This window comes from Pedobacter sp. UYP30 (assembly GCF_040547165.1).
Classification (GTDB): domain Bacteria; phylum Bacteroidota; class Bacteroidia; order Sphingobacteriales; family Sphingobacteriaceae; genus Pedobacter.
Genome location: NZ_JBEPPD010000031.1, coordinates 1 through 24,489 on the forward strand (window position 1 = coordinate 1; position 24,489 = coordinate 24,489).

At 38.5% G+C, this 24,489-nt stretch carries 28 protein-coding genes and 1 pseudogene; 4 read left to right on the forward strand and 25 right to left on the reverse strand.

From position 1 onward, the window contains the following. The 23 genes and pseudogenes from ABIB40_RS19550 to ABIB40_RS19660 all read right to left on the reverse strand — a co-directional run. On the reverse strand, positions 1-307 hold a 307-nt coding region (locus ABIB40_RS19550), incomplete at its 3' end, for a hypothetical protein (RefSeq protein ID WP_354361415.1). Positions 308-309: 2 nt separating this feature from the next. Then, a complete protein-coding gene (locus ABIB40_RS19555; RefSeq protein ID WP_354361417.1) occupies positions 310-1,008 on the reverse strand; it encodes a hypothetical protein in 699 nt (232 codons plus the stop codon). A 262-nt stretch (positions 1,009-1,270) separates the two neighbouring features. Continuing rightward, on the reverse strand, positions 1,271-1,759 hold the full coding sequence (locus tag ABIB40_RS19560; RefSeq protein WP_354361419.1) for a DUF8188 family protein: 489 nt from the start codon (positions 1,757-1,759) through the stop codon (positions 1,271-1,273). Between the two features lie 21 nt (positions 1,760-1,780). Next, the gene (locus ABIB40_RS19565; protein WP_354361421.1) at positions 1,781-2,293 is read right to left on the reverse strand and encodes a DUF8188 family protein; all 513 of its coding nucleotides are present in this window, start codon (positions 2,291-2,293) and stop codon (positions 1,781-1,783) included. Beyond that, positions 2,290-3,246, reverse strand: coding sequence for a hypothetical protein (locus tag ABIB40_RS19570; protein ID WP_354361423.1), 957 nt, complete (start codon positions 3,244-3,246; stop codon positions 2,290-2,292). Before ABIB40_RS19570 ends, ABIB40_RS19565 begins: the two co-directional genes overlap by 4 nt. Then, positions 3,243-4,175, reverse strand: a complete 933-nt coding sequence (locus ABIB40_RS19575) for a hypothetical protein (RefSeq protein WP_354361425.1) — start codon at positions 4,173-4,175, stop codon at positions 3,243-3,245. Before ABIB40_RS19575 ends, ABIB40_RS19570 begins: the two co-directional genes overlap by 4 nt. Before the next feature lie 2 nt (positions 4,176-4,177). Beyond that, positions 4,178-5,185, reverse strand: coding sequence for a phage baseplate assembly protein V (locus ABIB40_RS19580; protein WP_354361427.1), 1,008 nt, complete (start codon positions 5,183-5,185; stop codon positions 4,178-4,180). Between the two features lie 40 nt (positions 5,186-5,225). Next, the gene (locus ABIB40_RS19585; RefSeq protein WP_354361429.1) at positions 5,226-5,537 is read right to left on the reverse strand and encodes a hypothetical protein; all 312 of its coding nucleotides are present in this window, start codon (positions 5,535-5,537) and stop codon (positions 5,226-5,228) included. A gap of 98 nt (positions 5,538-5,635) precedes the next feature. Further along, positions 5,636-5,917, reverse strand: coding sequence for a hypothetical protein (locus tag ABIB40_RS19590; protein WP_354361431.1), 282 nt, complete (start codon positions 5,915-5,917; stop codon positions 5,636-5,638). Between the two features lie 108 nt (positions 5,918-6,025). Next, positions 6,026-6,595: pseudogene (locus ABIB40_RS19595) on the reverse strand (DUF8188 family protein). Positions 6,596-6,668: 73 nt separating this feature from the next. After that, a complete protein-coding gene (locus ABIB40_RS19600; RefSeq protein ID WP_354361435.1) occupies positions 6,669-7,250 on the reverse strand; it encodes a DUF8188 family protein in 582 nt (193 codons plus the stop codon). Positions 7,251-7,356: 106 nt separating this feature from the next. After that, positions 7,357-7,938 (reverse strand): DUF8188 family protein, encoded by a 582-nt coding sequence (locus ABIB40_RS19605; protein WP_354361436.1) that lies wholly within the window; start codon positions 7,936-7,938, stop codon positions 7,357-7,359. A 100-nt stretch (positions 7,939-8,038) separates the two neighbouring features. After that, a complete protein-coding gene (locus ABIB40_RS19610; protein ID WP_354361437.1) occupies positions 8,039-8,626 on the reverse strand; it encodes a DUF8188 family protein in 588 nt (195 codons plus the stop codon). A 2-nt stretch (positions 8,627-8,628) separates the two neighbouring features. Further along, complete coding sequence (locus ABIB40_RS19615; protein WP_354361438.1) at positions 8,629-9,951, reverse strand: hypothetical protein; 1,323 nt, start codon at positions 9,949-9,951, stop codon at positions 8,629-8,631. Beyond that, positions 9,948-10,889 carry a hypothetical protein gene (locus tag ABIB40_RS19620; protein WP_354361440.1) on the reverse strand — a complete coding sequence of 314 codons (942 nt, stop codon included), beginning with the start codon at positions 10,887-10,889 and terminating at the stop codon, positions 9,948-9,950. The genes ABIB40_RS19615 and ABIB40_RS19620 overlap by 4 nt, the downstream gene beginning before the upstream one ends. 2 nt (positions 10,890-10,891) lie before the next feature. After that, positions 10,892-12,658: a type VI secretion system Vgr family protein gene (locus ABIB40_RS19625; protein WP_354361442.1), complete on the reverse strand. Its 1,767-nt coding sequence runs from the start codon at positions 12,656-12,658 to the stop codon at positions 10,892-10,894. A 32-nt stretch (positions 12,659-12,690) separates the two neighbouring features. After that, positions 12,691-13,425 carry a hypothetical protein gene (locus ABIB40_RS19630; protein ID WP_354361444.1) on the reverse strand — a complete coding sequence of 245 codons (735 nt, stop codon included), beginning with the start codon at positions 13,423-13,425 and terminating at the stop codon, positions 12,691-12,693. A 55-nt stretch (positions 13,426-13,480) separates the two neighbouring features. Beyond that, entirely contained in the window at positions 13,481-14,089 is a 609-nt protein-coding gene (locus ABIB40_RS19635; protein WP_354361446.1) for a hypothetical protein, read from the reverse strand. Positions 14,090-14,239: 150 nt separating this feature from the next. Then, positions 14,240-14,635 carry a type VI secretion system tube protein TssD gene (tssD, locus tag ABIB40_RS19640; protein WP_354361448.1) on the reverse strand — a complete coding sequence of 132 codons (396 nt, stop codon included), beginning with the start codon at positions 14,633-14,635 and terminating at the stop codon, positions 14,240-14,242. A 73-nt stretch (positions 14,636-14,708) separates the two neighbouring features. Continuing rightward, entirely contained in the window at positions 14,709-15,107 is a 399-nt protein-coding gene (tssD, locus tag ABIB40_RS19645) for a type VI secretion system tube protein TssD (RefSeq protein WP_354361450.1), read from the reverse strand. Between the two features lie 279 nt (positions 15,108-15,386). Beyond that, positions 15,387-15,941, reverse strand: a complete 555-nt coding sequence (locus ABIB40_RS19650; protein WP_354361452.1) for an NAD(P)H-dependent oxidoreductase — start codon at positions 15,939-15,941, stop codon at positions 15,387-15,389. 762 nt (positions 15,942-16,703) lie between these two features. Continuing rightward, positions 16,704-16,979 (reverse strand): type II toxin-antitoxin system RelE/ParE family toxin, encoded by a 276-nt coding sequence (locus ABIB40_RS19655; RefSeq protein ID WP_354361457.1) that lies wholly within the window; start codon positions 16,977-16,979, stop codon positions 16,704-16,706. Positions 16,980-16,981: 2 nt separating this feature from the next. After that, positions 16,982-17,176, reverse strand: coding sequence for a DUF2683 family protein (locus tag ABIB40_RS19660; RefSeq protein WP_354361459.1), 195 nt, complete (start codon positions 17,174-17,176; stop codon positions 16,982-16,984). A 224-nt stretch (positions 17,177-17,400) separates the two neighbouring features. Here ABIB40_RS19660 and ABIB40_RS19665 point away from each other — a divergent pair, with 224 nt between their 5' ends. Both ABIB40_RS19665 and ABIB40_RS19670 read left to right on the forward strand, forming a co-directional pair. Then, the gene (locus ABIB40_RS19665; RefSeq protein ID WP_354361461.1) at positions 17,401-18,771 is read left to right on the forward strand and encodes a dipeptidase; all 1,371 of its coding nucleotides are present in this window, start codon (positions 17,401-17,403) and stop codon (positions 18,769-18,771) included. A 66-nt stretch (positions 18,772-18,837) separates the two neighbouring features. After that, positions 18,838-19,833: a glycoside hydrolase family 43 protein gene (locus tag ABIB40_RS19670; RefSeq protein WP_354361463.1), complete on the forward strand. Its 996-nt coding sequence runs from the start codon at positions 18,838-18,840 to the stop codon at positions 19,831-19,833. Positions 19,834-19,902: 69 nt separating this feature from the next. Here ABIB40_RS19670 and ABIB40_RS19675 read toward each other — a convergent pair whose 3' ends face one another. Then, positions 19,903-20,739, reverse strand: a complete 837-nt coding sequence (locus ABIB40_RS19675; RefSeq protein ID WP_354361465.1) for an arsenite methyltransferase — start codon at positions 20,737-20,739, stop codon at positions 19,903-19,905. A gap of 14 nt (positions 20,740-20,753) precedes the next feature. Further along, the gene (locus tag ABIB40_RS19680) at positions 20,754-21,089 is read right to left on the reverse strand and encodes an ArsR/SmtB family transcription factor (RefSeq protein ID WP_354361467.1); all 336 of its coding nucleotides are present in this window, start codon (positions 21,087-21,089) and stop codon (positions 20,754-20,756) included. Between the two features lie 803 nt (positions 21,090-21,892). Between ABIB40_RS19680 and ABIB40_RS19685 the strand changes: the two genes are divergently transcribed. Together ABIB40_RS19685 and ABIB40_RS19690 are read left to right on the forward strand one after the other, a co-directional pair. Continuing rightward, positions 21,893-22,441 (forward strand): PH domain-containing protein, encoded by a 549-nt coding sequence (locus ABIB40_RS19685; protein ID WP_354361469.1) that lies wholly within the window; start codon positions 21,893-21,895, stop codon positions 22,439-22,441. A gap of 1 nt (position 22,442) precedes the next feature. Continuing rightward, a complete protein-coding gene (locus ABIB40_RS19690) occupies positions 22,443-23,948 on the forward strand; it encodes a PH domain-containing protein (RefSeq protein ID WP_354361471.1) in 1,506 nt (501 codons plus the stop codon). Positions 23,949-24,489: the final 541 nt, after the last annotated feature.

The window sequence follows — 24,489 nt, forward strand, 5'->3', positions numbered from 1 at the left end:
ATTTTATGAAGGCTAAAATATTCTCACCCCTAAAAATATTGTTCATATATTTGATTTTGATACTAATATACGTGTTTATTAAGTAAGTAACTCGAAAAACAAATAATGAATTATTAGGTTTAAATGGGTCGTAATTTGGAACTTTCACTTCCAATTCCTCCGAGTTTTTGATATATAGTGGAATCACCGATTTTGCATCATTTCCTTTGTGAAACAGACTGTTGGAAACGTACATATATAACGGCACGGCAATAGATGCCCCTACAACAAATGCTAATCCTATCAAAATATTGTGCAAATTCTTCATGACTATTTTGTTGATGCCAAAATTAAATTACCACCTGTATTTCTACTCAAAAGCTCTTCGTCCTTCCTTCCCGCCTCATCACGCGATCGAATTGATTCTTCCTGCAACTCCTTTTCTTTATCGTAATAATGATCATCAATAAAATAGGAACTTACAGCAGCAGCAACGCCAATAGTAAAACCCCGAACTATATTTGCCCAATTAATTGATTTAAACACACTGCCTAAATTACGAGAGGAAGCCAGTGCTGCTTCTGACTTCGCTGCGAAGCCACCAGCTTTCTCAGACAAATCTTCGGCCGCTTCTTTTGACATTTTCTGCCCTAATTTTGCAGATTCAACCGAACTCTCGGAAGCGCCACCAAGTTCCCGCTGTGTGGCAGTCTTACCAAACTCGTCGGCCTGGTTTTGCATCCCACCTGCCTCTGTTCTTGTTTTACTTGCCTTGCCACCAAGTTCCTCTGCATTATCTATTCTTTCTCCGCGAACCTTATGGTAATCGACACCTACGTCTCCTGTGGTTGCTGTACCAACGTATTTCGAATTGTCTTTAGCCGCGTCCCATGCTTCTTGATTTTTTGACTTCTCAATGTGTTCTGCTTCGTCTGTTCTACGATTATTTTGCGTGTGTATATAATCGTAAGTGACAAGCCCACCACCCAAAAGTACACCAGTTAATGTTGGAAATGCAGTAAAAGCCATACTAACAAAAAAAATAACAATAACACACTGTCAATCAAATGGTAAATTTGTATTTATCCCTGCAACGGTCTTGGTTCTTTATAACCGGATTTATGCTCGAGAAAACTCTTGGACATATTCAACTGAAACGGATTTTAAATCCATGTTATCGGTGGTTCGAGATGCGCTAGGCTAACATCTCGAACAGCGGGGAATATTGCGGTAAATCCCAGGTAAACAAAAGCCTTGTATTTGCTCCAGAACCTATTTATCGTTTATCTTTTTATCGTAGGTTAAATATTCTTTTACGTTTTTGAGATTGAGCGTTATCTATCAAAACTTCGTCGGGATTTCCTGAAATGTTAAAATAAAGTATTGGGATGGGATTGGATTTGGTTCCGTATGATGTATCGTTATACTCCTGCTTATTTACCCGAGCATTAAGACTGCTCCCAACTATTGAACCAGGGAATACATTACTTTGTTTATGATCGTAATCTCCGATTATAAAATATTTATTATCTTTTGATTTACACAGGATTGACCATTTTGTTTTCGGATAGCTGTAAAGCGCAAAAAAATGCGAGTACTGGTTATGTGTAAAGTTTAGAGTCTGGATATCTGGTAAATTAACCATCTCCGAATTTCTCACATAATCCTCCATTTGTTCATCCGTAGCGTCATTTTTTTTATATGCTTTATAATACAAAAAATAAGCAATAAACAGTGCGGCAGTGAACCCTAAATAGACAAAAGCTTTGTATTTGCTCATTACGCATTTTTAACGAAGATATTATTTTTTATCGTTTATCTTTTTATCGTAGGTAAGGTATTCTTTTACATTTTTTAGATATTGAGCGTTGTCAACGTATATATCATCTGGACTTCCGGCGTCAAAGAAATACAGGATAGGAATAGGATTCGATTGAGTTCCGTATTTAGAATCATTGTATTCCTGTATATTCACACGGGCACTTAAGTTAGCTCCATCAATTAAGCCTGCTAGGATTTGACTTTGCTTATGGTCGTAATCTCCGATAATAAAATATTTGTTGTCTTTTGATTTGCAAAGAATTGTCGTTTTACTTTTCGGGTAGCTATAAAGAGCGAAGAAATGTGAGTATTGGGTGTGTAAGAAGTTTAGAGTTTTAACATCTTGTATGTTAATCATCTCAGAGTCTTTCACGTAAGCCTGTATTTGGTAAACTGTAGCGTCATCCTTCTTAAAAGATTTATAATATAGAAAATAGGCAATAAACAACACGGCAGTAAGACCCAAGTATACAAACATTTTATCTTTTTTCATGATCTATAATTTAACGCATACACCCCTGTCGGAGAAACTTCGCTCTTGGCCGCTTCTTCACTCAAAACATCTTTATTTTTTTCCGAAAGATTTTCTTCAATTTTATTTGAAAGATAATCTATTCCAATTCCTAGAGCGGCTGCCCCAACCCCTTTTCCCCACTCTTTTGCCATTGCGCCTATACTCTCTTTTGCTATACTTCCAGGAATTAATACCGCATATTTATCATAAGTCCATGCTTTAAACCCGGCGATACCTGCACTTAGTCCTGCACCTTTTTCGGCTGATAAATCCGTTCTAGACTCACCATAAGAATAAATGCCAACTGTTAGTGCCGCATTTACACCCTGCAATATCAAACTAATGCCGGCCGTATAACCTGTCAGTACCCCTATAGCTAACTGTGAAACATCGTGGCTTACTATTTCCCAGCGATTGTTAGATGCAATTTGCTTTGCGGCAATGTCTGGAGTTAAAGAAGCAATCAATATGCCGCCCTGATTGCAGTTCAATAAAGAACGATTATATAAAACTGCTTTATGTTTGTTAATTATTGTTGCCTTATGAGGTAAAGTCCAATCAGGCGAGGCTTCTAAAGCAGAATTACAAACATGTTTGGCACGAATGTAAGCAACGGCAGCCAGGGCTGCCGTTGCAGCTATTGCGCCTAAAATAAGCCATCCTACAGGCCCTGTCGCTATTAAAACAACACCAATAGCTATACCGGCAACAAGTGCTGCCATTCCACTCCAAAATTTCGCCGGAGATTTACACGTAAATTGTTTTGTGATGCCCTTATCTACCACTGTAAGTAAAGGCTTAGTGCCAGATTTGGTCATCACGGTTACAGCGCGTTTGGAGGGATCGCGTTCAAGTGCCCTAGGAGTTCCAGACAAATCGAAGGAACATACTACCAATCCGCCCTCTTCTATATAAGGTTTTGCTAAACTCATAATTTTACCCGTGTTAGCTTAAATAAAACGATAGATTCTATATTATTTTTAACGGTTTCTGTAATGGTTGCCAATGCAGAATCAATTAAACCATCACTCTTACTGATGATGACCGACTGTTCGTGCAAATAATCGAAATCTGTAAATGCATATTTAACTGTCGGTTGATAATTTGCTTGATACTGCGCCGCAATATCGTGTAAATTAACAAACACTACCTTACTGGTTTTTGTTAGCGTAAAACTGTCTTCATTCTCTGACAATAATCGACTAGAGAAATAAAGATCGATATTAGTATTAAACAGGTGGGAGATTACGCTTTTGTTATCGTATTTAAAATCATTATAGTCTTTGCTAAATAAGTATTGATCGAGTATGATGTCATAAAATAAGTTAATCTCTAAATTGTTCCTCATCAACTTAAAATCAGAATATTCCTCATCGCCAGCTTTCACAATATCAGCCACTTTCTTTGGGTCGAAATCAATTAGCTCTTTAATAAACGGATCTTGAGGCAAATCCTGTTTCTTAAATGATTCCCACTTTTGTTTTAAATGGTCGGTATTTATAATTTCTTGCACTTTACCTTTTTGATTAAGCGTAAACAACACTCTATCTTTTAACTCATCGGTACGATTAATAAAATGACCCAATTGCTTTAAGGTGGTGTTGCCAAAATCAAGGTGAGATTCTTCTAAAATAATTTCTCCCTTCATCTCTACATTATTTATAGAAAAATGATATTGACGCTTTGCCAAGGTACTTGAGGCCAAATTGCCATCAACTTTTATTATATTTTGTTGTTCAATCCTATAACGAGCCTCTTTTGATGGACTAAGTTTTTGCTCTATTGGAGCCTGCTGCACAATGGGTTCGGCTATTGCAGTTGGGTTATTATCGTCTTCTTCAAAAAATTTTAATCTGCTCATTTCTAATTAATATCTACTGGACTACCTGTTAATACGTGAATCCCTTTTGTTGCCGATGAAATTTTTCCTCCTTGAGTATATACAGCAGTAGTACCATCTATGATTATTACCTTCCCAATTAAGGCGATAGTTCCATTTGTGTTTAGCGTTATGGAACTCTCCCCACTTTTAATGGTAATGGTGGTTTTTGACTGAAGTGTTATAGAACCATCTTTATTCTTAATTTCTATTAAATTTTCACCTGTCTGATGGCTAATTACTTGTGCAGCTTGAGTATGAACAGAACCCTCCTTCTCTTTTACATGTAAGGTATTGGCGGCAGATGTTGCAAGAGTAAGCGCATGTGTATCGTCATGGAAGCTCAAATGGCTCCCCTTTGTAGAAGTCATGCCTTTTATGTGGCTATCCGTGAAACCAGCTTCTACATTATTGCTAGGGTACACACTTCCCATTACCACCGGGCGGGCAATGTTTCCTTCCTCAAAGGCGATAATTACCTGGTCGCCTACTTCTGGCACTACCAAGAAACCACGGTTTTTTCCCGTATCTCCGTTTCCCGCATTTGGACTCAGCACCCTCAGCCACTCTGTATGATCATTTGCCGTGCAGGTCCATTTGAACTGTACTTTTATTCTGCCCTGTTTTTTTGGGTCGTTGTTATCCATTACAGTGGCCAACTGCATATCTGGATTTGGGCGTTCCGCCTTAACCCCGGGCATCCGTTCGGTATCTCCCGCTATGGCCTCGAAACTGTTGGTATAGTGCCCAACACCATCGATATGGTGGTAAATGGTCTTTACCAAGAACTTGCCAAAATCTTCTGTAACAAACCCGAGCGCCTTTCGGTTGCTCATCTTAATATCTACCAATCCGCCAATCTTTACCTGCGGATTGTCGCCACTGCAATTAATTTTCAGCAGGTCTGCCTCCATGGCTTTCTGCTCATGTTCTACAAAATCGCTGATGTCTTTCTGCGTATTGGCGCGGGTAACCAGCGGTTCGTTCGCCACTTTGCTGTAGGTAATGTTAGAGGCGGTGATGGCACTGGCCTTATCGGGATTGCCGCTTCTTACCCTCGCCGTTTGCGGTTAGCATTTCGTCTGCCTTTGGGTTATAGGCAAATTTCTTGTACTTCAACGGCGCTATCTGTATGCCGTCCTGCACATTGCTAAGATCTCGCCCATAAACCAATGTGGTCTCGGGCAGCTCATCTGGCTTACCAAATTGCAGTTCTTTTCCGTTGTAGTAGAACCATTCGTGGTATTGTGCGCTCAAACGGTTTATAAAGTCAGAATCGCTCTCGCGGTACTGGATCATATAGTCTATCGGCGAGGTAAAGGTCGGCTTGATGTTAAAATGCAAATCGTTGCTCGGCGCATCTTTGGTGGCAAGATTAATTTCTGATTTTTACCCCCAAGAAAAACCTAAGATATTCAAGTTAAAGGGATCTCAAACCCATGTTATCGGTGGTTCGAGATGCGCAGGGCTAACATCTCGAACAGCAGGGTACTTTTGTAGGAAGAAAGCGTGTATGTAAATAGCGTGTATTTAGAGTTAAACGGATCAATATCGGGAATTTTAACCGGGAGTTGCTCAGAGTTTCGCATGTACAATGGAATCACTGCTTCTGCATTATTTCCTTTGTGAAACAGACTGTTGGAAATGTACATATATAACGGCACAGGAATAGATGCCCCTACAACAAATGCTAAACCTATCAAAATGTTATTCAACTTCTTCATGACTTCCAAAGATAAAGAAACTGATTTTCAAAAAATATCGTGGTTAGCGGCTTTCCTTAAGCAATCGTCCACAAGCAAACCTCTCAAAAAAAACACACAACCATTCCTTTAAAACTTAAACCGCTTTTGGAATTTTTCTTTTGGTATTACAAACTTTAGGTATTGCGTAACATTATAAATATATTGTTCTTGGGTGGTGTGCAGGTAAGGATAATCATTTTTTTGTGACAGCACATCGAATTTAAACACTGGAACAGGATTTGATTTTGTTCCGAATACAGGATTTTATAAATCATTTTTATTAACCGTTATTCTTGTCTTTTGACCAGATATATTTAAGCAAAGTAACAGGTCATCATTTTTAAGATTATCATATAATAAGAAATTAAAATACTTCCCATACTCTTTACTAAAGAACCAAATTTCGCAGACATATCCGTCTCTATCAGCCTGTATGTTTTTCTTATAACTTTTAAATTTAAAGTCGAAAGGCCCTGATTTACCGTATGCTGCCGCTTCAGGAATGACTACCTTTAAATCCTCAGAATTCCTTATGTAGATCGGTGCGGCTTTCTCTGCATTATTGCCTTTATAGACTACTCTATTAATATAATACATCGCTATAGGAACCGCCAACATTCCTAAAAATATACCTATACCTATCGAAACGTTTTTCATGTTATTTTGAAGCAGCAATTATACTTACAAAAATTAGTATTTTTCTGATGCTCAAAGTGCAAATAGATAATGCTTACTGCTTAAACCGCTTTTTAAACTCTTCCTTTGTCATCAGATATTGAAGATATTGGGTAACGTTGTATTTATATTCCTCTTCGCTGATATCATAAACCTGATCTCCAAACTTTAATGGGGTAACACCCCTGAACTTGAAAACAGGAACTGGATTGGCTAAAGACCCATAATATGGATTATTGAAATCATCCTTATTAACTGTCACGATGACCTCCTTGTTCTTAATTGATCTTGGCAGAAACATGGTTCCCGAATAATCAAATAACCTAATTATAAAATATTTTTTATAGTTAGCGCTATAAAAAGTCGCTTTAAAAAGGTAACCGTTACCGTTATTTTTCAAAGTGCTTTTAAAGGTAGTACTCTTGTATGTGAATAATGTATAATTGGGATTAAACGGATCGCTATCTGGAACCTTTATTGTAAGCTCTTCCGAATTTTGCATATAAATCGGAATCACCGCTTTTGCATCATTTCCTTTGTGAAATAGACTGTTGGAAATGTACATGTATAACGGCACGGCAATAGATGCCCCTACAACAAATGCTAATCCTATCAAAATATTGTTCAACTTCTTCATGAAGTCCAAAGATAAAGAAACTGATTTTCAAAAAAACCGCGGTTAGCGGCTTTTCCTAAACTGTCCGTCGTTATCTCATCCCATCAGAAAAATTAGATCAAAAATCCTACTTCCCAAACCTCTTTTTAAACTCTTCCTTTGTCATCAAATATTGAAGATATTGGGTAACGTTATATTTATATTCCTCTTCGCTGATATCATAAACCTGATCTCCAAACTTGAGTGGGGTAACGCCCCTGAACTTAAATACAGGAACTGGGTTAATTTTAGACCCGTAATCTGAATTATTAAAATCCTCTTTATTTACAGTAATTACGATATTTTTATTCATCATTTGATCAGGAAGATAACTAGTTCCAGAATAATCGAATAATCTGATAATAAAATATCTTTTATACTTATCGCTATATATACTTGCCTTAAAAAGATAGCCATTACCATTCCTTTTCAATGTGCTTTTAAATGTAGTATCCTTAAAAACAAATAATGAATTATTAGGTTTAAATGGGTCGTAATTTGGAACTTTCACTTCCAATTCCTGTGAGTTTTTCATATACAGTGGAATTACTGTTTTTGCATCATTCCCCTGATGAAATAAACTATTGGAAATGTACATATATAAAGGCACACCCACTGAAGCACCTAAAACTAATGCGAAGCCTATCAAAATGTTATTCAACTTCTTCATGACTTCCAAAGATAAAGAAACTGATTTTCAAACACATACAGTAAGCTCTGAGTTTTCTCAAGGATTACTTCATCCAGCCAGTAAAGTTAGATTACAAACCCTACTTCCCAAACCGCTTTTTGAACTCTTCCTTGGGCATTAGATATTGCAGGTATTGAGTCACGTTATGCTCGTATTCTTCAGGCGTGATGTCATAATTAAAACCTGCATATTTAATTGGGGTAATTCCACGATAGGTAAAGACTGGAACGGGATTATTTTTACCACCGTAATTAGCACTATAAAAATCTTTTTTATTTACTGTAATGAGTAAATCTTTATTTTCCAATACATCCGGCAAAAAGTAGGTCTTTTTAAGCCCTGCATAATCAAATAGTTTAATTATGAAATATTTTTTGTAATTAATGTCGTAGAAGCGAATTTTAAATAAATCACCATTTCCATTTTTTTTTAAAGTGCTTACATAACTTGTATCTTTATAAATAAGCAAACTCGAGGAGTCATGTATTTTCCTTTCAGGAACCATAACTTTTACATCTTCTGAATTTTGCATATAAATCGGAATAACTGCTTTTGCATCATTTCCTTTGTGAAATAGACTGTTTGAAATGTACATATATAGCGGCACAGCAATAGATGCGCCCACAACAAATGCTAATCCTACTAAAATGTTATTCAATTTCTTCATTTCTATTTTGTAATTGATAAAATAGCTCCTTTTTTATTTGATTCTTTTAATCCAATATTATCTTCTTTACGTGCATCCTTCGACGCCGCCACGGCATCCTTCTGCAAATCCTTTTCTTTCTCGTAATAATGATCATCAATAAAATAGGAACTTACAGCAGCAGCAACGCCAATAGTAAAACCCCGAACTATATTTGCCCAATTAATTGATTTAAACACACTGCCTACATTACGAGAGGAAGCTAATGCGGCCTCAGATTTTGCTGCGAAGCCACCAGCTTTCTCAGACAGATCTTCGGCCGCTTCTTTTGACATTTTCTGCCCTAATTTTGCAGATTCAACCGAACTCTCGGAAGCGCCACCAAGTTCCCGCTGTGTGGCAGTCTTACCAAACTCGTCGGCCTGGTTTTGCATCCCACCTGCTTCTGTTCTTGTTTTACTTGCCTGCTCGCCCAACTCTTTAGAGCTGCTTATTTTCTCGCCATGAACATCATAATAATCTTTGGCTACATCTCCTGAGGTAGCTGTCCCTACTAATTTTCCGTTATCTTTAGTGGCATCCCATGCTTCCTGACTTTTTGACTTCTCAACGTGTTCCGCTTCGTCTGTTCTACGATTGTTTTGTGTGTGGACGTAATCATAGGAAACTAGCCCGCCACCCAACAATACACCAACTAATGATGGAAATGCAGTGAAAGCCACCCCATTTACAACCCCGATAAAAAACTCTGATTTATAATGCTCAGATATTTCTTGATTGTTGTTCTTGCTTATTTCCTTTGCAGCCTCCGCGGCAACTTCAGGATCTAACACAATAGAAACAACCCCTCCATTTTTACAAGAAATTATAGAGATGTTCAACAACGCGCTATTACCATTTATTCGTACTTTATCATGTAACGTGCCCTCCACCCAGTCAGATGACAAAGTTAAATCACAATCATGTGCCGTTTTATATATACTAGTAACTGCAAAAGCAATGGCGGCTGCGCCCGCTGCTATTACAACTCCTGTAGCAAGTGTGGTAGTTGCAGCAACGGTTGCGGCAAGAAGAATCCCGGCAGCACCCCCTGTAGCTACAATTGCCACGACTAATAACGCACCAACTGCTATTCCGAGAGCTAACATTGCGAAACCACCCCAAAATTTAGAGGTATTTTTACAACTGAAACTAGCGCTTATCTTTTTATCAAGTTTATTGAGCAATGGCTCAGACTTGCTTCTATACATCACATTTGAGGTATGGTGCAACCCAATTTTTAAAGGGGAGCCATTGGTCATATTGGTACAGATTACATTTGTACCTTCTGCTATAAAGCTGCTCATGCTAACTTTTTTAAACTATAACTTATTAAAACCGAGACATTGTTAGTTACCTCTTCCTGTATATTTACCTGCGCTGTTTCGATTAGATTATCTTTGGTATTAAAAACAGTTTTTGCGGTATATTTGAAATCAAATTCCGAAAATTTATATTGTATAATAGGTTTATACTTTGTATCATATATCTTTTCTATACCATCTAGGTCTAGTTTGCCCTTATTTATCTTTCCTGTCTCACTTATGGTAACAGTTTCTGGTGTTTCATGCATGATAAAAGGAATCATGTCCAATTCGACGGGATGTCCGTCAAATAGTTGAGATAAAAATGTTCGACGGTATGCATCAAGTTGCATTTCATTATTAACAAGGTACCGATCGAAAAAAACATCGAAAAAAAGCTTAGTTTGTAAATCAGCTATCAAAAGCCTTTCATCCAAAATCTGCGCTTCTCCCAGCCCTATAAAAGATTTAAGGTTTTTTCTTGTAGTTTCATCACGTACAAATCCGTAACGCTCATTTAGGTCATTTTTGTATTTCGTCCATCGTTTAATAATTTCCCCTTGATTTAGTACTTTTTTTATTTTTCCGGCATGTTCGTCAACCAATACCTTAACTTGGCATTTAATGTTGTCCACCTCGCATAACAATGCAATGGCATCTTCTAGTTGCGGCGGGTTAAAATTTATAATATTATCCTTCAATGCTACTTCTACTATAAACTGACCACCAGACTTATCAATATTAACATGAAATTCCCGTTTCGTTTCGGCATGATTGGCAACTAATCCATTTATACGAGTCACCACGGTTTGTTCACCCCTATACTTTAAAAATAAAGATTCTCCGACATTAACCTTAACCTCCTCAATTGGTTTTAATTCTTTATCGGCACTATTTGTAAATGCAGGTTGCTCGTCTTCAAAAAATTTTAATCTGCTCATTCTTAATTAATATCTACTGGGCTACCTGTTATTGTATGTACTCCCTTTGTTGATGATGAAATCTCTCCTCCGTGAGTATAGACGGATTTACTGCCATCTATGATTATTACCTTCCCAATTAAGGCGATAGTTCCATTTGTGTTTAGCGTTATTGAACTCTCTCCGCTTTTAATGGTAATAGTTGTTTTTGACTGTAGTGTAATAGAACCATCTTTGTTCTTGATCTCGATGAGATTTTCTCCCGTTTGATGACTAATTACTTGCGCAGCTTGGGTATGAACAGAACCCTCCTTCTCTTTTACATGTAAGGTATTGGCGGCAGATGTTGCCAGAGTAAGCGCGTGCGCACCATCATCAAAGCTTAGATTGCTACCCTTGTTAGATGTCATTCCCTTAATGTGGCTATCTGTGAAACCAGCTTCGACATTATTACTGTGGTACACACTTCCCATCACTACCGGGCGGGCAATGTTTCCTTCCTCAAAAGCAATAATTACTTGGTCGCCTACTTCTGGCACCACCAAGAAACCGCGGTTTTTTCCCGTATCTCCGTTTCCCGCATTTGGGCTCAGCACCCTCAGCCATTCTGTATGGTCATTTGCGGTGCAGGTCCATTTGAACTGGACTTTTATCCTTCCCTGTTTTTTTGGGTCGTTGTTGTCCATTACCGTGGCCAATTGCATATCTGGATTTGGGCGTTCGGCCTTGACCCCGGGCATCCGTTCGGTATCTCCCGCTATGGCCTCGAAACTGTTGGTATAGTGCCCAACACCATCGATATGGTGGTAAATGGTCTTTACCAAGAACTTGCCGAAATCTTCTGTAACAAACCCGAGCGCCTTTCGGTTGCTCATCTTGATATCTACCAGGCCGCCAATCTTTACCTGCGGATTGTCGCCACTACAGCTGATCTTCAGCAGACCTGCTTCCATGGCTTTCTGCTCATGTTCTACAAAATCGCTGATGTCTTTCTGCGTATTGGCGCGCGTAACTAGCGGTTCGTTTGCCACTTTGCTGTAGGTAATGTTAGAGGCGGTGATGGCACTGGCCTTATCTGGATTGCCGTTTACCTTCCCCTCGCCGTTTGCGGTTAGCATTTCGTCTGCCTTTGGGTTATAGGCAAATTTTTTGTACTTCAGCGGTGCTATCTGTATGCCGTACTGTATATTGCTCAAATCTCGCCCATAAACCAACGTGGTCTCGGGCAGCTCATCTGGTTTGCCAAATTGCAGTTCCTTTCCATTGTAGTAAAACCATTCGTGGTATTGTGCACTCAGGCGATTTATAAAGTCAAAATCGCTCTCGCGGTATTGGATCATGTAGTCTATTGGCGAGGTTCTGCTCGGGGTAATCTTCATCGTAAGATCGTTCATGGCTACATCATCTGCGGCTAGCTCGATGATGTTCTTTAACGATTTGTCCAGATAAGAGCCAAGATCGGGACCTCGATCCAACAAAATGGTGGGGCTGCTTCCGCTGATCACAATATCGCCTATCGTTCCGTGTGCTTTGGCCAACTCTACCTTGGTAATCATCCCTTTGAACTGGTTCTCCTCGCCCAGAATATTCCCAAACTGTATGGCAATACTTTTACCTATAAAATTCTTGGAGTTTTCTATCGTAATAGGACTCGCAGATTCCATTTGGTCTTGGTTAAAACGCAGCTCGAAGGTGTGGTGCTCATTAAAACTTTGGTAAAGATTTAAACTAGAAAAAGTTAATATTTCTGTTCCTTCTATATTTATCTCTACAATTACTTTATGTTCCATAGTGTTTGTTTATTATTTATTCCCACTAAAAATTAATTGAGTTTCTGTACACGGTAAACCACAATTTTAAATAACCCGGGATAAAAATGTGTTTCGTACGGCAATCTTGCAATTGGTCTTTTCAGTATGGCAGCAATAGTTTTATCATTGTAGGGATGCACTTCTATTGTTAAACCCTTCGCAATATAACCATTTCCTATCATGGTGTCTATTTCTGTGGGTTTTACATGAATACAGCCATGGGATTCTACTAAATTAAAATTTTGTTTTTTGCTGGTCGATGCCTCGTCACCTGGTGTGGTATGGATAAAATCGCCAAGAATATGTTCCTTCCCGTCCATCTTCCAATCGTGATTGGTGTCTTTAAAATATTTTACAGAAACATGGCCAAAATCATTAAATACCCAAAATCGTGGCGAAAGGTTTCTTGGTATGTTATAAAGTGTTTGATACTCGAACATCAACAACATCGTCAATTTACTTTCATTGTCTTTGTACGCTCCAAAAATTTTATTTACACTACTTAATTTAGTCCAAGCATTGCCTTTTTTTATCAGGGTAACCCCATCTTTAGTCATCATTGGCGTACCCCACGCCACGCCAGACCAAAATGCATATCTGCCATAGCTAACATGTTTGGCAATGCTTTGTATTACAAACCTACCTGCTGTAGTGGGTGTCATGTCATTTCCATCGCTACCTTTTTGGATGGTAGATGGCCCACCATGAGCATCGTATTCTCTTATCTTGGTTAATATAAAACCCATAGTTGGTAGCTCAACAATTTATAATTTTAACTAATACTTTTTTTTACTTCTTCATCTAATTGCCTCTTTCTAACTCCTTATTGGGCATTTCCTTCAGCTTTGTGTTTGTTATTTCAATTTGACTTATAGGATTGGCAGGTGCTGTACCAAAATCTCTAGCAGAAACTGTTAAAGAAACTTCCGCATTTTTATTTTTTAAATGTGATGACAGATCTAACCAAACTGGATCTGGTATTTTCGGCCGTGGAACAATGTTGCTCTCTGGAACAATTGGGCCAAAACGATTGATTATTTTCTCGAAATTTAGATTTCTTCTAAAAATCTCGGGTGCGTAAATCTGTACCGTGTTTGCGAATGGCTCTTTATGATACATGTAAATACCTACATAAATACTGTCTGGACTCTGAGCACCACCCTGCCTGTAAACGGCAAGTGGCAGTTGTTCAGAAAATCTTTTTTGGGTATTAGCCAACGACTCTACGCTGTAATTGCCTGCTTCCATCTGATGCGCTACACTATCTATAAAAGCGAATAGTAAAACGGTTGTGTCTTTTTTGGCATCTAGATTTTGGGAATGCGATTCCGCATACTTTCCAGTGCTTTGGGTACAACCTGCCAATACCAATGCAAACAGACAAAAGATCGTCACACGGGTTGTTATCATTAACTTGTTGATTTGTGAGGTTTGTATGTAATTCGATTTTTTAGGATAAGACACATACAAATTATTGTTACCCTTAATAATGATGTACTGGAAATTAAATACATAACATTTCTTTAAAAGAAGTGCTATGTATTTAATAAGATTTACCTGTTATGCCTTTGGCCAGTCGTTCTCGTGCTCGGCGTTGCCAATCTTTAGCTTGCGCGCCGAGATGACAAAACTCAATGACATCGGGTTTGCTCCTAAAATAGAGATTCCCTCATTGTACTGAATCAGGTAACCGTCCTCGAAAGACAGTTCCTTCATTTTTGCATCCTCTTCTGATTTTTTGAAGGTGATGTGCCCCGCTAAAGGCTTGTACTGGTTGTTTACCATAGATTCGATTACAGAGGTGTCTTCTGTAGATTCTACCTCTACCTGGATAGTACCGCCATAGACGCCGGATGATGGGCGACCTTTGGCATCTACATCCCTGCTAAGGGAGAAACTGCACTGTAATACGTCAAATTCTTTTGATCCGATAGTGATCCTCGCTTTGAAAGCCATGCTTTTAATGTTTTAATTGTGAATGATTTTTCCGCACAGATTTTCTGCACGCACTTGTTTTTTTTACGACAGCTTACTTCCCAGTTGGCCAATCGTTTACATGTTCTGCACTGCCTACTTTCAGTTTGCGTGCAGAAATTACAAATTTTAGGCTCATGGGCGTATCACCCAAAATGTTCAGCCCCTCAGAATACTTCACGATGTAACCATCCTCGAAGCTTACTTCCTTCATCTTTGCATCTTCTTCTGATTTCTTGATCAAAAGACTCCCGCTCAAAGGTTTGAATTGGTTGTTCACCATCGCCTCAACCACAGAGGTGTCCTCGGTAGATTCTATCTCCACATCTATGGTACCACCATAAACGCCAGAAGATGGCCGTCCCTTTGAATCGACATCGCGGTTAAGTGAATAAGAACAGTTTAGCACATCATGCTCTTTGCCCATCAGGGTTAATCTTGCTTTGAAAGCCATTACATTATAATTTAAGTGTCTGGCGCTAACCATTAGCGCCTTTGTATCTAAGGTAACACATCTAACTTAAAATTGTTGTAAAAATGTCAAACTTTTTTTCAACAATTGGTGCGAAGAGGTTAAGGTTGAGACCGAGGTTTAGGTTAAGATAGAGGTTAAGACCAAGGTTGAGATTGAGATTGAGGTTAAGACCGAGGTTAAGGTTAAGGTTAAACTTTGCCCATTGCTCATTGTTCTTTGCTCCTTATTCCTTGCTCTTTACTCTTTTATTCCTCGTTCCTAAATCTGTTTAAACCCAAAATTGAACAGCTTTTGCAGCCATTTCTTGCTGTAGTTATTCTCGAGATCGTATAAATGTCCGATGGTACTGGTATGCACAGGCCTAATTTGCCGCTTCTCTAGCATAATTTTCTTTACCGGTAGATAGGTTGGCTTTTGATTCTCCTGCCAATCCTCCCATGCCTTGCTGTCAAGAATAGAAATGATCCGTGCCGTTTTTCCAGAAAAGTTGTTTTTTGTGTCAAAGATCTGGTCGGGAATGAATATCCGATCAAAAAACCCTTTTATCTTGGTATTGATGGACATTTTATAGACCGGGCAAAAAATGGCAATGTGCGCGGCATCAGCAATCGTCTTTATGGCAATCTGTAATCCTGGTTCAGGCACGCTTTCCTTCAGTCCAAAAGTTTTATTCGGATTAAAAATAACATCTGCGATAGCCAATTCCCTTATAGTTGCCCCAGATTCCCTTGCACCTCGTATATAGGCGTTCATCAAGGCCCGGGTGATCGGACTTTTATCAATATCGGCATTGATGATCAGTACATTTTTCATTAGCTCACAAAAGTAAGGAGTTATTTAACATTACACACTCCTTAATTTAACCGAACGTCTTTTTTGGGTAGATAGTTTCGTCATGGTCAAAACGCATTCGCAGAAAACCCCGACATATTGAGAATCCGAACTCTAACCAAATAAACTACGTTCTATCTTTCCTTTATGTCTCAAAAATACGTCTTAAAAACTATGTTCCATATATTTACATATAGACGTTTTTAAAAACATTGGATATGCGAGGGCAAGCACACAGGATTAGCATCTAGATTTGCAGATGGATGCGCTTAATAAAATTGATTTAGATAATCATATTCATGAAGAAATTCTCCGGTAAATCTTATAGCGGAGATTAAAGATTTTGTCTCAACTAGGATTTGATGTATTGAACTCTAAATACAATTTAGAGTTAATATATTTCTAACTACTAACATCTAACCACTTTTTAACCGCATTAAGGATTGTAGGGGTTCAGTTTACCGCATTTTCGCGGTACACCGTAGCGAAGCGTAGCCCCGAAAAGCCTGACTGTTTTTGAGGCCGTTGAAGCCGGAAAAAGAGGAATGCCAGAAGAAAGTTGAAGGTTTAAGGTGGAAGGTAAAAAAATCCGAGGTCGGGGGTCAGAGGTCAGAAGCCTAATCGGTCAGCGCTTCTCAACGAATCAGAAAAGCAATCTCACTTCTTCACTGTTATCCCAATAGCAGTGAGAATTTATCGGCTGTATCCAGTTCTGATTTTAGGAAAACAATGTCCGCGTCAAAACTAATCCGAATGCGTGCCCGTTCTCACAAGTTCTAAAAGCATCACCTTTTCGTTTTCATCCCAAATGAGTAATACATCGGGTTTTACATGGCATTCCAAATAGCCAATGTAGTCACCCGTTAACTTATGAACTTTATGCTTGGCGTATAAACCTTTGTGTCCTGTCTCTTCAAGAATTCTAAGCACTTTGGTTAAGGCATCAAAATCTTTTAAACTACGTTCTTTCAAGAGTTTGGCATCTTTAAGAAATTTAATGGTGTAAATTATCTCAAACACAACTATATTAATTTTAACAATTCATCTACATTTTTGACGCTAATACCCTTCCCTGCTTTGAGTTGATGCATAGCCTTAATCGTTTGCTTATTGGGGACATTACTCTCGGATCTAAATGGAACCTTAAAAGCTTTGGCAAACGCCTTCAAGGCCGACAACTGTTCTTCATTTTTTGGCTGAAATATTAATGCTTCCATAACTACAAATATACTAAATTTAAAAAATTACTTCTCGCAAATATCTTTAAAGAAAAACCAAGAAAATTCTCGCAAATCTCAAGTAAAAGTCCAAGCTGAAAGTAAAAGATCCGTAGTAGGAAGTCAGAAGCCTAAACGGTCAGCAGGTCTCAAATCTCATGTCCCAATCTCATTTCTCCCGTCTAATTTCTATAACCTATATTTGTTAAAATTGATTTATTGATATGCAAGAAATTAAGCAATATGTTGAAACGCATAAAGATCGTTTCTTAGAAGAATTATTTGAACTGTTACGGTTTCCATCGGTAAGTGCCGATCCGAAATACAAAGCTGACGTGCTTAAAACGGCAGAATTTGTTGCGGAGAAACTCGTAGAGGCTGGTGCTGATGCGGTTGAGGTTTGTGAAACTGCTGGTTACCCAATTGTGTATGGCGAAAAAATTATAGATAAAAATCTGCCTACGGTTTTGGTTTACGGTCATTATGATGTACAACCTCCAGAACCTTTAGAACTTTGGCATACGCCTCCTTTCGAACCAACTGTACGTGATGGAAAGATTTACGCTCGTGGCGCCTGCGACGATAAAGGTCAATTTTACATGCATATAAAAGCTTTTGAGTTGATGATGCAGACCCATACTTTGGCTTGTAACATAAAGTTTATGATAGAGGGCGAAGAAGAAGTTGGCTCTAACAACCTCGGCATTTTTGTTAAAGCCAATAAAGAAAAATTAAAGGCAGATGTGGTGCTCATTTCTGATACTTCCATGCTTAGTATGGAGCATCCTTCTTTAGAAACTGGTTTACGCGGGTTGGCCTACATGGAAGTGGAAGTTGTTGGGCCGAATAAAGATTTACACTCTGGCGTTTATGGCGGCGCGGTCGCAAATCCCGCTACTATTCTTTGCCAAATGATTGCTTCTTTGCATGATGAAAATAACCACGTAAACATTCCAGGATTTTACGACAAGGTTATCGAATTAACTGATGAAGAAAAAAAGGCGTTAAATTCTGCTCCACACGATAATGAAGAATATAAAAAAGACTTGGGAATTGATGAAGTTTGGGGTGAAAAAGGTTATTCTACTTTAGAGCGAACAGGTACGAGACCAACTTTAGAAGTTAACGGAATTTGGAGCGGCTACACTGGCGAAGGTGCAAAAACCATACTGCCAAGTAAGGCAAATGCAAAAATTAGCATGCGTTTAGTACCTAAACAAAGCTCTGAAGAGATTGCAGAAATTTTTACCAAGCACTTTCAAAGCATTGCGCCAAAAACGGTTAAAGTAAAGGTTACGGCACATCATGGTGGCGAACCGGCTGTTACACCAACCGATGGTATTGCCTACCAAGCTGCAGAAAAAGCCATACAAGATAGTTTTGGTAAAAAGGCGATCCCGACAAGAGGTGGTGGAAGTATTCCGATAGTTTCTTTATTTGAAGATGTTCTTGGTTTAAAAACAGTGCTTTTTGGCTTTGGGTTAGATAGCGATGCCTTGCATTCGCCTAACGAAAAGTACAACATTTACAATTATTATAAGGGCATAGAGACGCTGCCTTTATTCCACAAGTATTTTGCAGAACTGAGTAAATAATTTACTATTTTCAACAAATCTTTAAAGCTCCAAATTAACTTTGGAGCTTTATTTTAATTTTAACACATGAAACTTTACTTATCTATTTTAGCATCTGCTGTATTATTGTCAGCATGTAGCGTCCAGAAAACGGCTGTTAAAGAGGCTTCTTCTAAAAAAATGTCTGGCAATCCTATTTTTCCGGGTTGGTACGCCGATCCAGAAGCGGCTATTTTTGGCAACGAATATTGGGTTTATCCAACCTTTTCTGATAAATATGAAAAACAAACGCACCTTGATGCCTTTTCCTCAAAAGACCTAATTACTTGGACGAAGCATCCTTCTGTGGTAGATACTTCTGAAATAAAATGGGCGCATAAAGCCATGTGGGCGCCAGCTATTGTAGAAAAAGACAAAAAATATTACCTGTTTTTCGGCGCTAACGATGTGCAGAAAGACTCGGAAATTGGCGGTATTGGCGTAGCGGTATCAAACAAACCAGGCGGCCCGTTTAAAGATTTACTTGGCAAACCTTTGGTTAATAAAAATGTAAACGGCGCCCAACCTATAGACCAGTTTGTTTTTAAAGATAAAGATGGCCAATATTATTTAATTTATGGCGGTTGGGGGCATTGCAATATCGCGAAGCTAAAAAACGATTTTACAGGTTTTCTGCCATTTGATGACGGAGTTACTTTTAAAGAAATTACGCCAGATAAATATACAGAAGGTCCATATATGTTCATGAAGAATGGAAAATACTATTTTATGTGGAGTGAAGGCGGTTGGACTGGCCCAGATTATTCTGTTGCTTACGCCATTGGCGATTCTCCTTTTGGCCCTTTTAAACGAATTGGTAAGATTTTACAGCAAGACGCTTCAATTGCAAGGGGAGCCGGACATCATTCTGTTATGCATAATGAGAAAAGCGACAAGTATTACATCGTTTATCACCGTAGACCGCTGACGGAAACTGATGGAAACCATAGAGAAACCTGTATAGATGAAATGAAGTTTGATGCAAACGGACTTATTTTGCCAGTAAAAATCACGAAAGAAGGCGTTGCGGCAGATAAATTATAACATAATTTTTACTTGGAAATTGGAACGTAGCACTTGCGAGTTCCAATTTCCAAGTTTCTTAATTGTCTTTTAGCAACATCCCGGAGGGCAACAAGCTGCCGCAGGTTTTTCTGCATAAACCGTAATGCTAAAAATCCCTGTATCTCCTTGCTTAAAATTGTTCAGCTCTTCTGGGTTTAAATATTTTTGCAAAATATCATCTGGAATGTTGATGGGCTTTTCTTTTTGAATTGTTATATTTTCAAACCCGCTGGAGCCAATTAAATCCAGATAATCTTGTTTTTGAATAGCACCAGCGACACAACCTGCATACATTTCGGCATCGCTACGCAGCGCAGAAGGCAAACCGCCAACTAGCACCACATCCGAAATGCTAAAGTGTCCGCCGGGTTTTATTACCCTAAAAATCTCTTTAAAAACCGCAGCCTTATTTGGCAAAAGATTCAACACGCAATTGCTTACCACCACATCGGCCATATTTGCTGTAACCGGCATTTGTTCTATATCGCCCTCTCTAAATTCCACATTGTTAAAACCAAGCTCATCGGCATTTTTTCTGGCTTTTTTAATCATCTCTGGCGTAAAATCTATGCCTATTACTTTTCCACTTTCGCCAGTTTCGGCTCGTGCTACAAAGCAATCGTTGCCTGCACCGCTGCCTAAATCTATTACCGTATTACCTGCCTTTATCTTTGCAAATTGTGTGGGCAGGCCACATCCCAAACCCAAATCTGCATCTGCAGCGTAACCGGCCAAATTGCTGTAGTCGTCGCTCATAATGTTATAAACTTCGGTAGAACAACCTCCTGCGCCACAACAAGAAGATTGGTTAACTTCTTTGGTTTGCAGTGCAATCTCTGCATATTTTTGTTTAACGATTTCTTTTAACTGATCTTGATTTTCCATTTATTTTTTTATCTTTAGCAACAAGCGTTGTTCTGATTATCTCTATTTTTTGGGATTAAATTTTCGAAATATGTTTTTAAAGTATCAATGGCTGCCTCATCTACGCAGTAACAAATGGCATTCCCTTCTATATTTCCTTTAATTAATCCCGCGTTTTTTAATTCTTTTAGATGTTGAGAGATCGTTGGTTGGGCTAAAGGCAACTCCTCTACAATATCATTGCAGATGCATTTGCCAACTTTTAACAAGTGCTCTATAATGGCTATCCTAGCGGGATGACCTATTGCTTTTGCCAATCGCGCCATTTGGTTTTGTGCCTCTGAATAATGTTCGGTATTGGTTGCACCCATTTTTAAATATATAATATTGCAATATTACGATGAATAAATTTAACTTTCAACAAGGATGTAAAAAAATGACAGTGCTCTTAACACCGGTTTTTGAAGTAAATCATCCTTAAAAAATCCAAAAACCAATAAAATGGTTGTCCTTCGACTACTTGTCCCGACCATTCGGGAAGCTACCATTGACGTTATTTATAATCAATCGAATATCAAATAATTATAATATTATTTGATTTCCACCACCCCCCTTCATTCGGCCTTTCCAAAAATCACCTCTGCTCTGCCTAACGCTGTGCTAGCCGCACGGGCTTCAAACTTTTTTCTTGATAAAAAAGTTTACAAAAACCGAGCATTTCTGCGAGCTCATGAATGCAAATAAAACAATAAACACTAATGAATAAATCAAGGCTGGCACCCCTTTGGGTAAAAATTCGCCAAGCTGTTCAATATCGATGCTTCGAGGCCTTTCCCTTGGCTTATTCCCGCGCAAGGCTGCGAATCCTCTTCGTAGCTGCAAAGTGTCCGGTTTCTGCAAGCAGCTTTAGGCGCTTTTTCCTCCAAACTGCTGCTAGGCCAATCCCACCGGGCTGGCTATAGCGAGCTTAAACAAAAACGTCATTTATATTGATTTATATGAAATATATTAAACCTCAGGATGACACCATTTTATTGGTTTTTCTTTAAGTTAATGACATTGCCCCAACCCCTCCTTGAAAATAGTCGGGGGTTAATTGTTCCTCCAAATTTCTGATTTCTGACTGCTGATAACTTACCGCTCTATAACCTCCAAAAATCCTTACCTTTAACACATGCAAATAGACCCTTTACCCGCTTCTTTTAGCAATTTACCCACAGATATTTTCAATCTCCCAAAGTACGAGGAAATAGAGCTAAAAAAGCCACACTTAGACTACTGGAAAATCATCCTCTTTAAGACTTTGATTTTCTCCTTGTTGCTGGTAATTGGCGCTGCATGTCTTATTTTCTTTAATACAGATTTACAACCCTTTTGGATATACATTTCAGCAGCACTTGCCGTATTTTTTCCATTGTTGTTTTGGTTAAAAAAAGCTGGTTTCAACAAGCGCGGGTACGCAATGAGAACGCATGACGTGATTTACAAGCAAGGGCTCATCCAACAAGAAACAACAATTATTCCTTTAAACCGCATTCAGCATATAGAATTGAATGAAGGTTTGCTAGAGCGCTATTTCAAATTGGCGGCGCTGCAAATTTTTACCGCTGGCGGGCAAACCGGCCATTTAAACATAGAGGGAATTCCGGTAGAAGAAGCCAAAAGCATACGCGATTTAATTTTGCATAAAATGGAAAAACTACCAAAACCAACGGCCAGTTAAAATGGAATTATCATTCGACAAACCGCAAAGACAATCGGCTGTAGGCATTGTAATTATGGCGGCACACACCGCATTTCGAATTCTAAAAAGCTTATTCTTTGTCATTATACTACTCGTAGTAAAATCGCCTGGTGTGTATGTGGCCTACACTTTTATAGGGTTAAGCGCTATTGTGGTGGCCAGTTTGGTGTACGCATATTTCAGTTACTTGCGCTTTACCTTTTACCTAAACGAAGCCGATAAGGAATTTGTGGTAGATAAAGGAATTTTTAATAGAGACCATTTGGTTATTCCCTTAGAGAAAATTCAACAGGTAAACATTACGCAAGATATTTTGCAAAAAATAATTGGCGTATATGGTTTAAAAATAGATACCGCTGGTGCCAAAGGCGAAGAAGTACACATTAGGGCAATTACAGAATTCGCTGCGATCGGCCTAAAGAAACATCTGCTCGTTGCAAAGAATGAAACTGGTGCAGAACAACTTACTACCGAAAAAGAAACGCTAACAGAAAGCAAGCCGCTTGTAGAAATAAGCAATAAAACACTGTTAAAGGTTGGCTTAACTTCCCACTACGGGCAAAGTCTCTTCCTACTTTTATCTTTCTTTTATTTTGTGTGGTATGAAGGGAATCATCTGGCAGAAGCATTTAAACTAGATAAGAACCAACTCGAAGCGACAGCAATGGGTTTTGTAGGCGTTTTGTCGGTATTTATCTTGGTGGCCATTTTTCTACTTGCCTTATTGATCATTAATTTGGTTCGGACTTTTTACAGGTATTTTGAACTTCAGGTCAGTGTTCAAAACCGAAACTTGCTTATCTCTTCTGGCTTTATTGCCAAAAAAAACACCATTCTTAATCCTAATAAAGTTCAAATAGCTTCTTACAGTCAGAATTATTTCCAAAGAAAATTAGACCTTGTAAATTTAACCATCAAGCAACCCCATTTTGGCGGTGCGAAGAGAAAGGGAGGTTTACAGGGTTCGGTTATTCATTTGCCGGGTTGTAGCCCGAGTGAAAAAGACGAGTTGATGCTGCTTATTTTAAGCAAATTACCGCAAGGCGGCAATACTTTTTTACCTAACTGGCGCTTTGTAAACCTGCCCAATTTCTTTAAGATTTTTCTACCTGCATTAATTTTTTTCTTTGTGGCGATAAACAATGTAGAAATTAAACCTTATTTAAATTTTGTTTGGATTTATCTTGTTATTGGTTTGATTATGGTTTATATCAGCTACAGAAACCATAAGTTAATGGTAAGCGAAGATTTTATTGTGAAGCAAAAAGGAATTTGGGACATTTCTCAGAATATCTTAAAACCGAGCAATATCCAATCCATCACGGCTTTTCAATATCCTTGGCATAAAGGCATAGACGTTGGTCATCTAAATTTGCATACTGCCGCCGGCATCATCCATTTTAAATACGGGAATTACACAGAGATTAAGCTACTGGTAAATTATTGGTTGTATTTGGTCGAAAAAAGTGAAGAGAATTGGGGATAAATAGAGTTATGGGTTGAAGGTTGTGGGTTAGGGGTTAGGGGAAAAAGTTGCGTGTTACAAGTTACAAGTCTGGGCGCAAACCTATTGAGTAAAAGAGTAAGGAGCAAAGATTAAAGACGTGCTGGCCAGCAATTAACCGACTAACTAACTCAACGCCTAACTTCTAACCTCTAACCACTTCCTTATCTCTAACCCATTTAAAGTATCAAGATAACCGACTCGCCTTCATAGTATCAAGTAGTTAGTATCAAGTATCAAGATAACCGACTTAACGACTAAACAACTCAACGTCTTCGTGGTATTAAGTAGTTAGTATCAAGATAACCGACTTAATCGAACCAACTAACCGCTAACCATCTAACCCCCAATGTCAGTAACTTAAGCAATTTTTCTGTCAGTCTGAGCCTGTCGAAGACCGTCCACAAATCAAAAACTAACAAAATGATTGTCTCGTCCTAAAATAGGTTTACATTAAAATGTAAACAAATGGGGCAAAAATTAATAGAAAAAGAGGTTATCGTGGCTGAGTATTTAGCAGGCC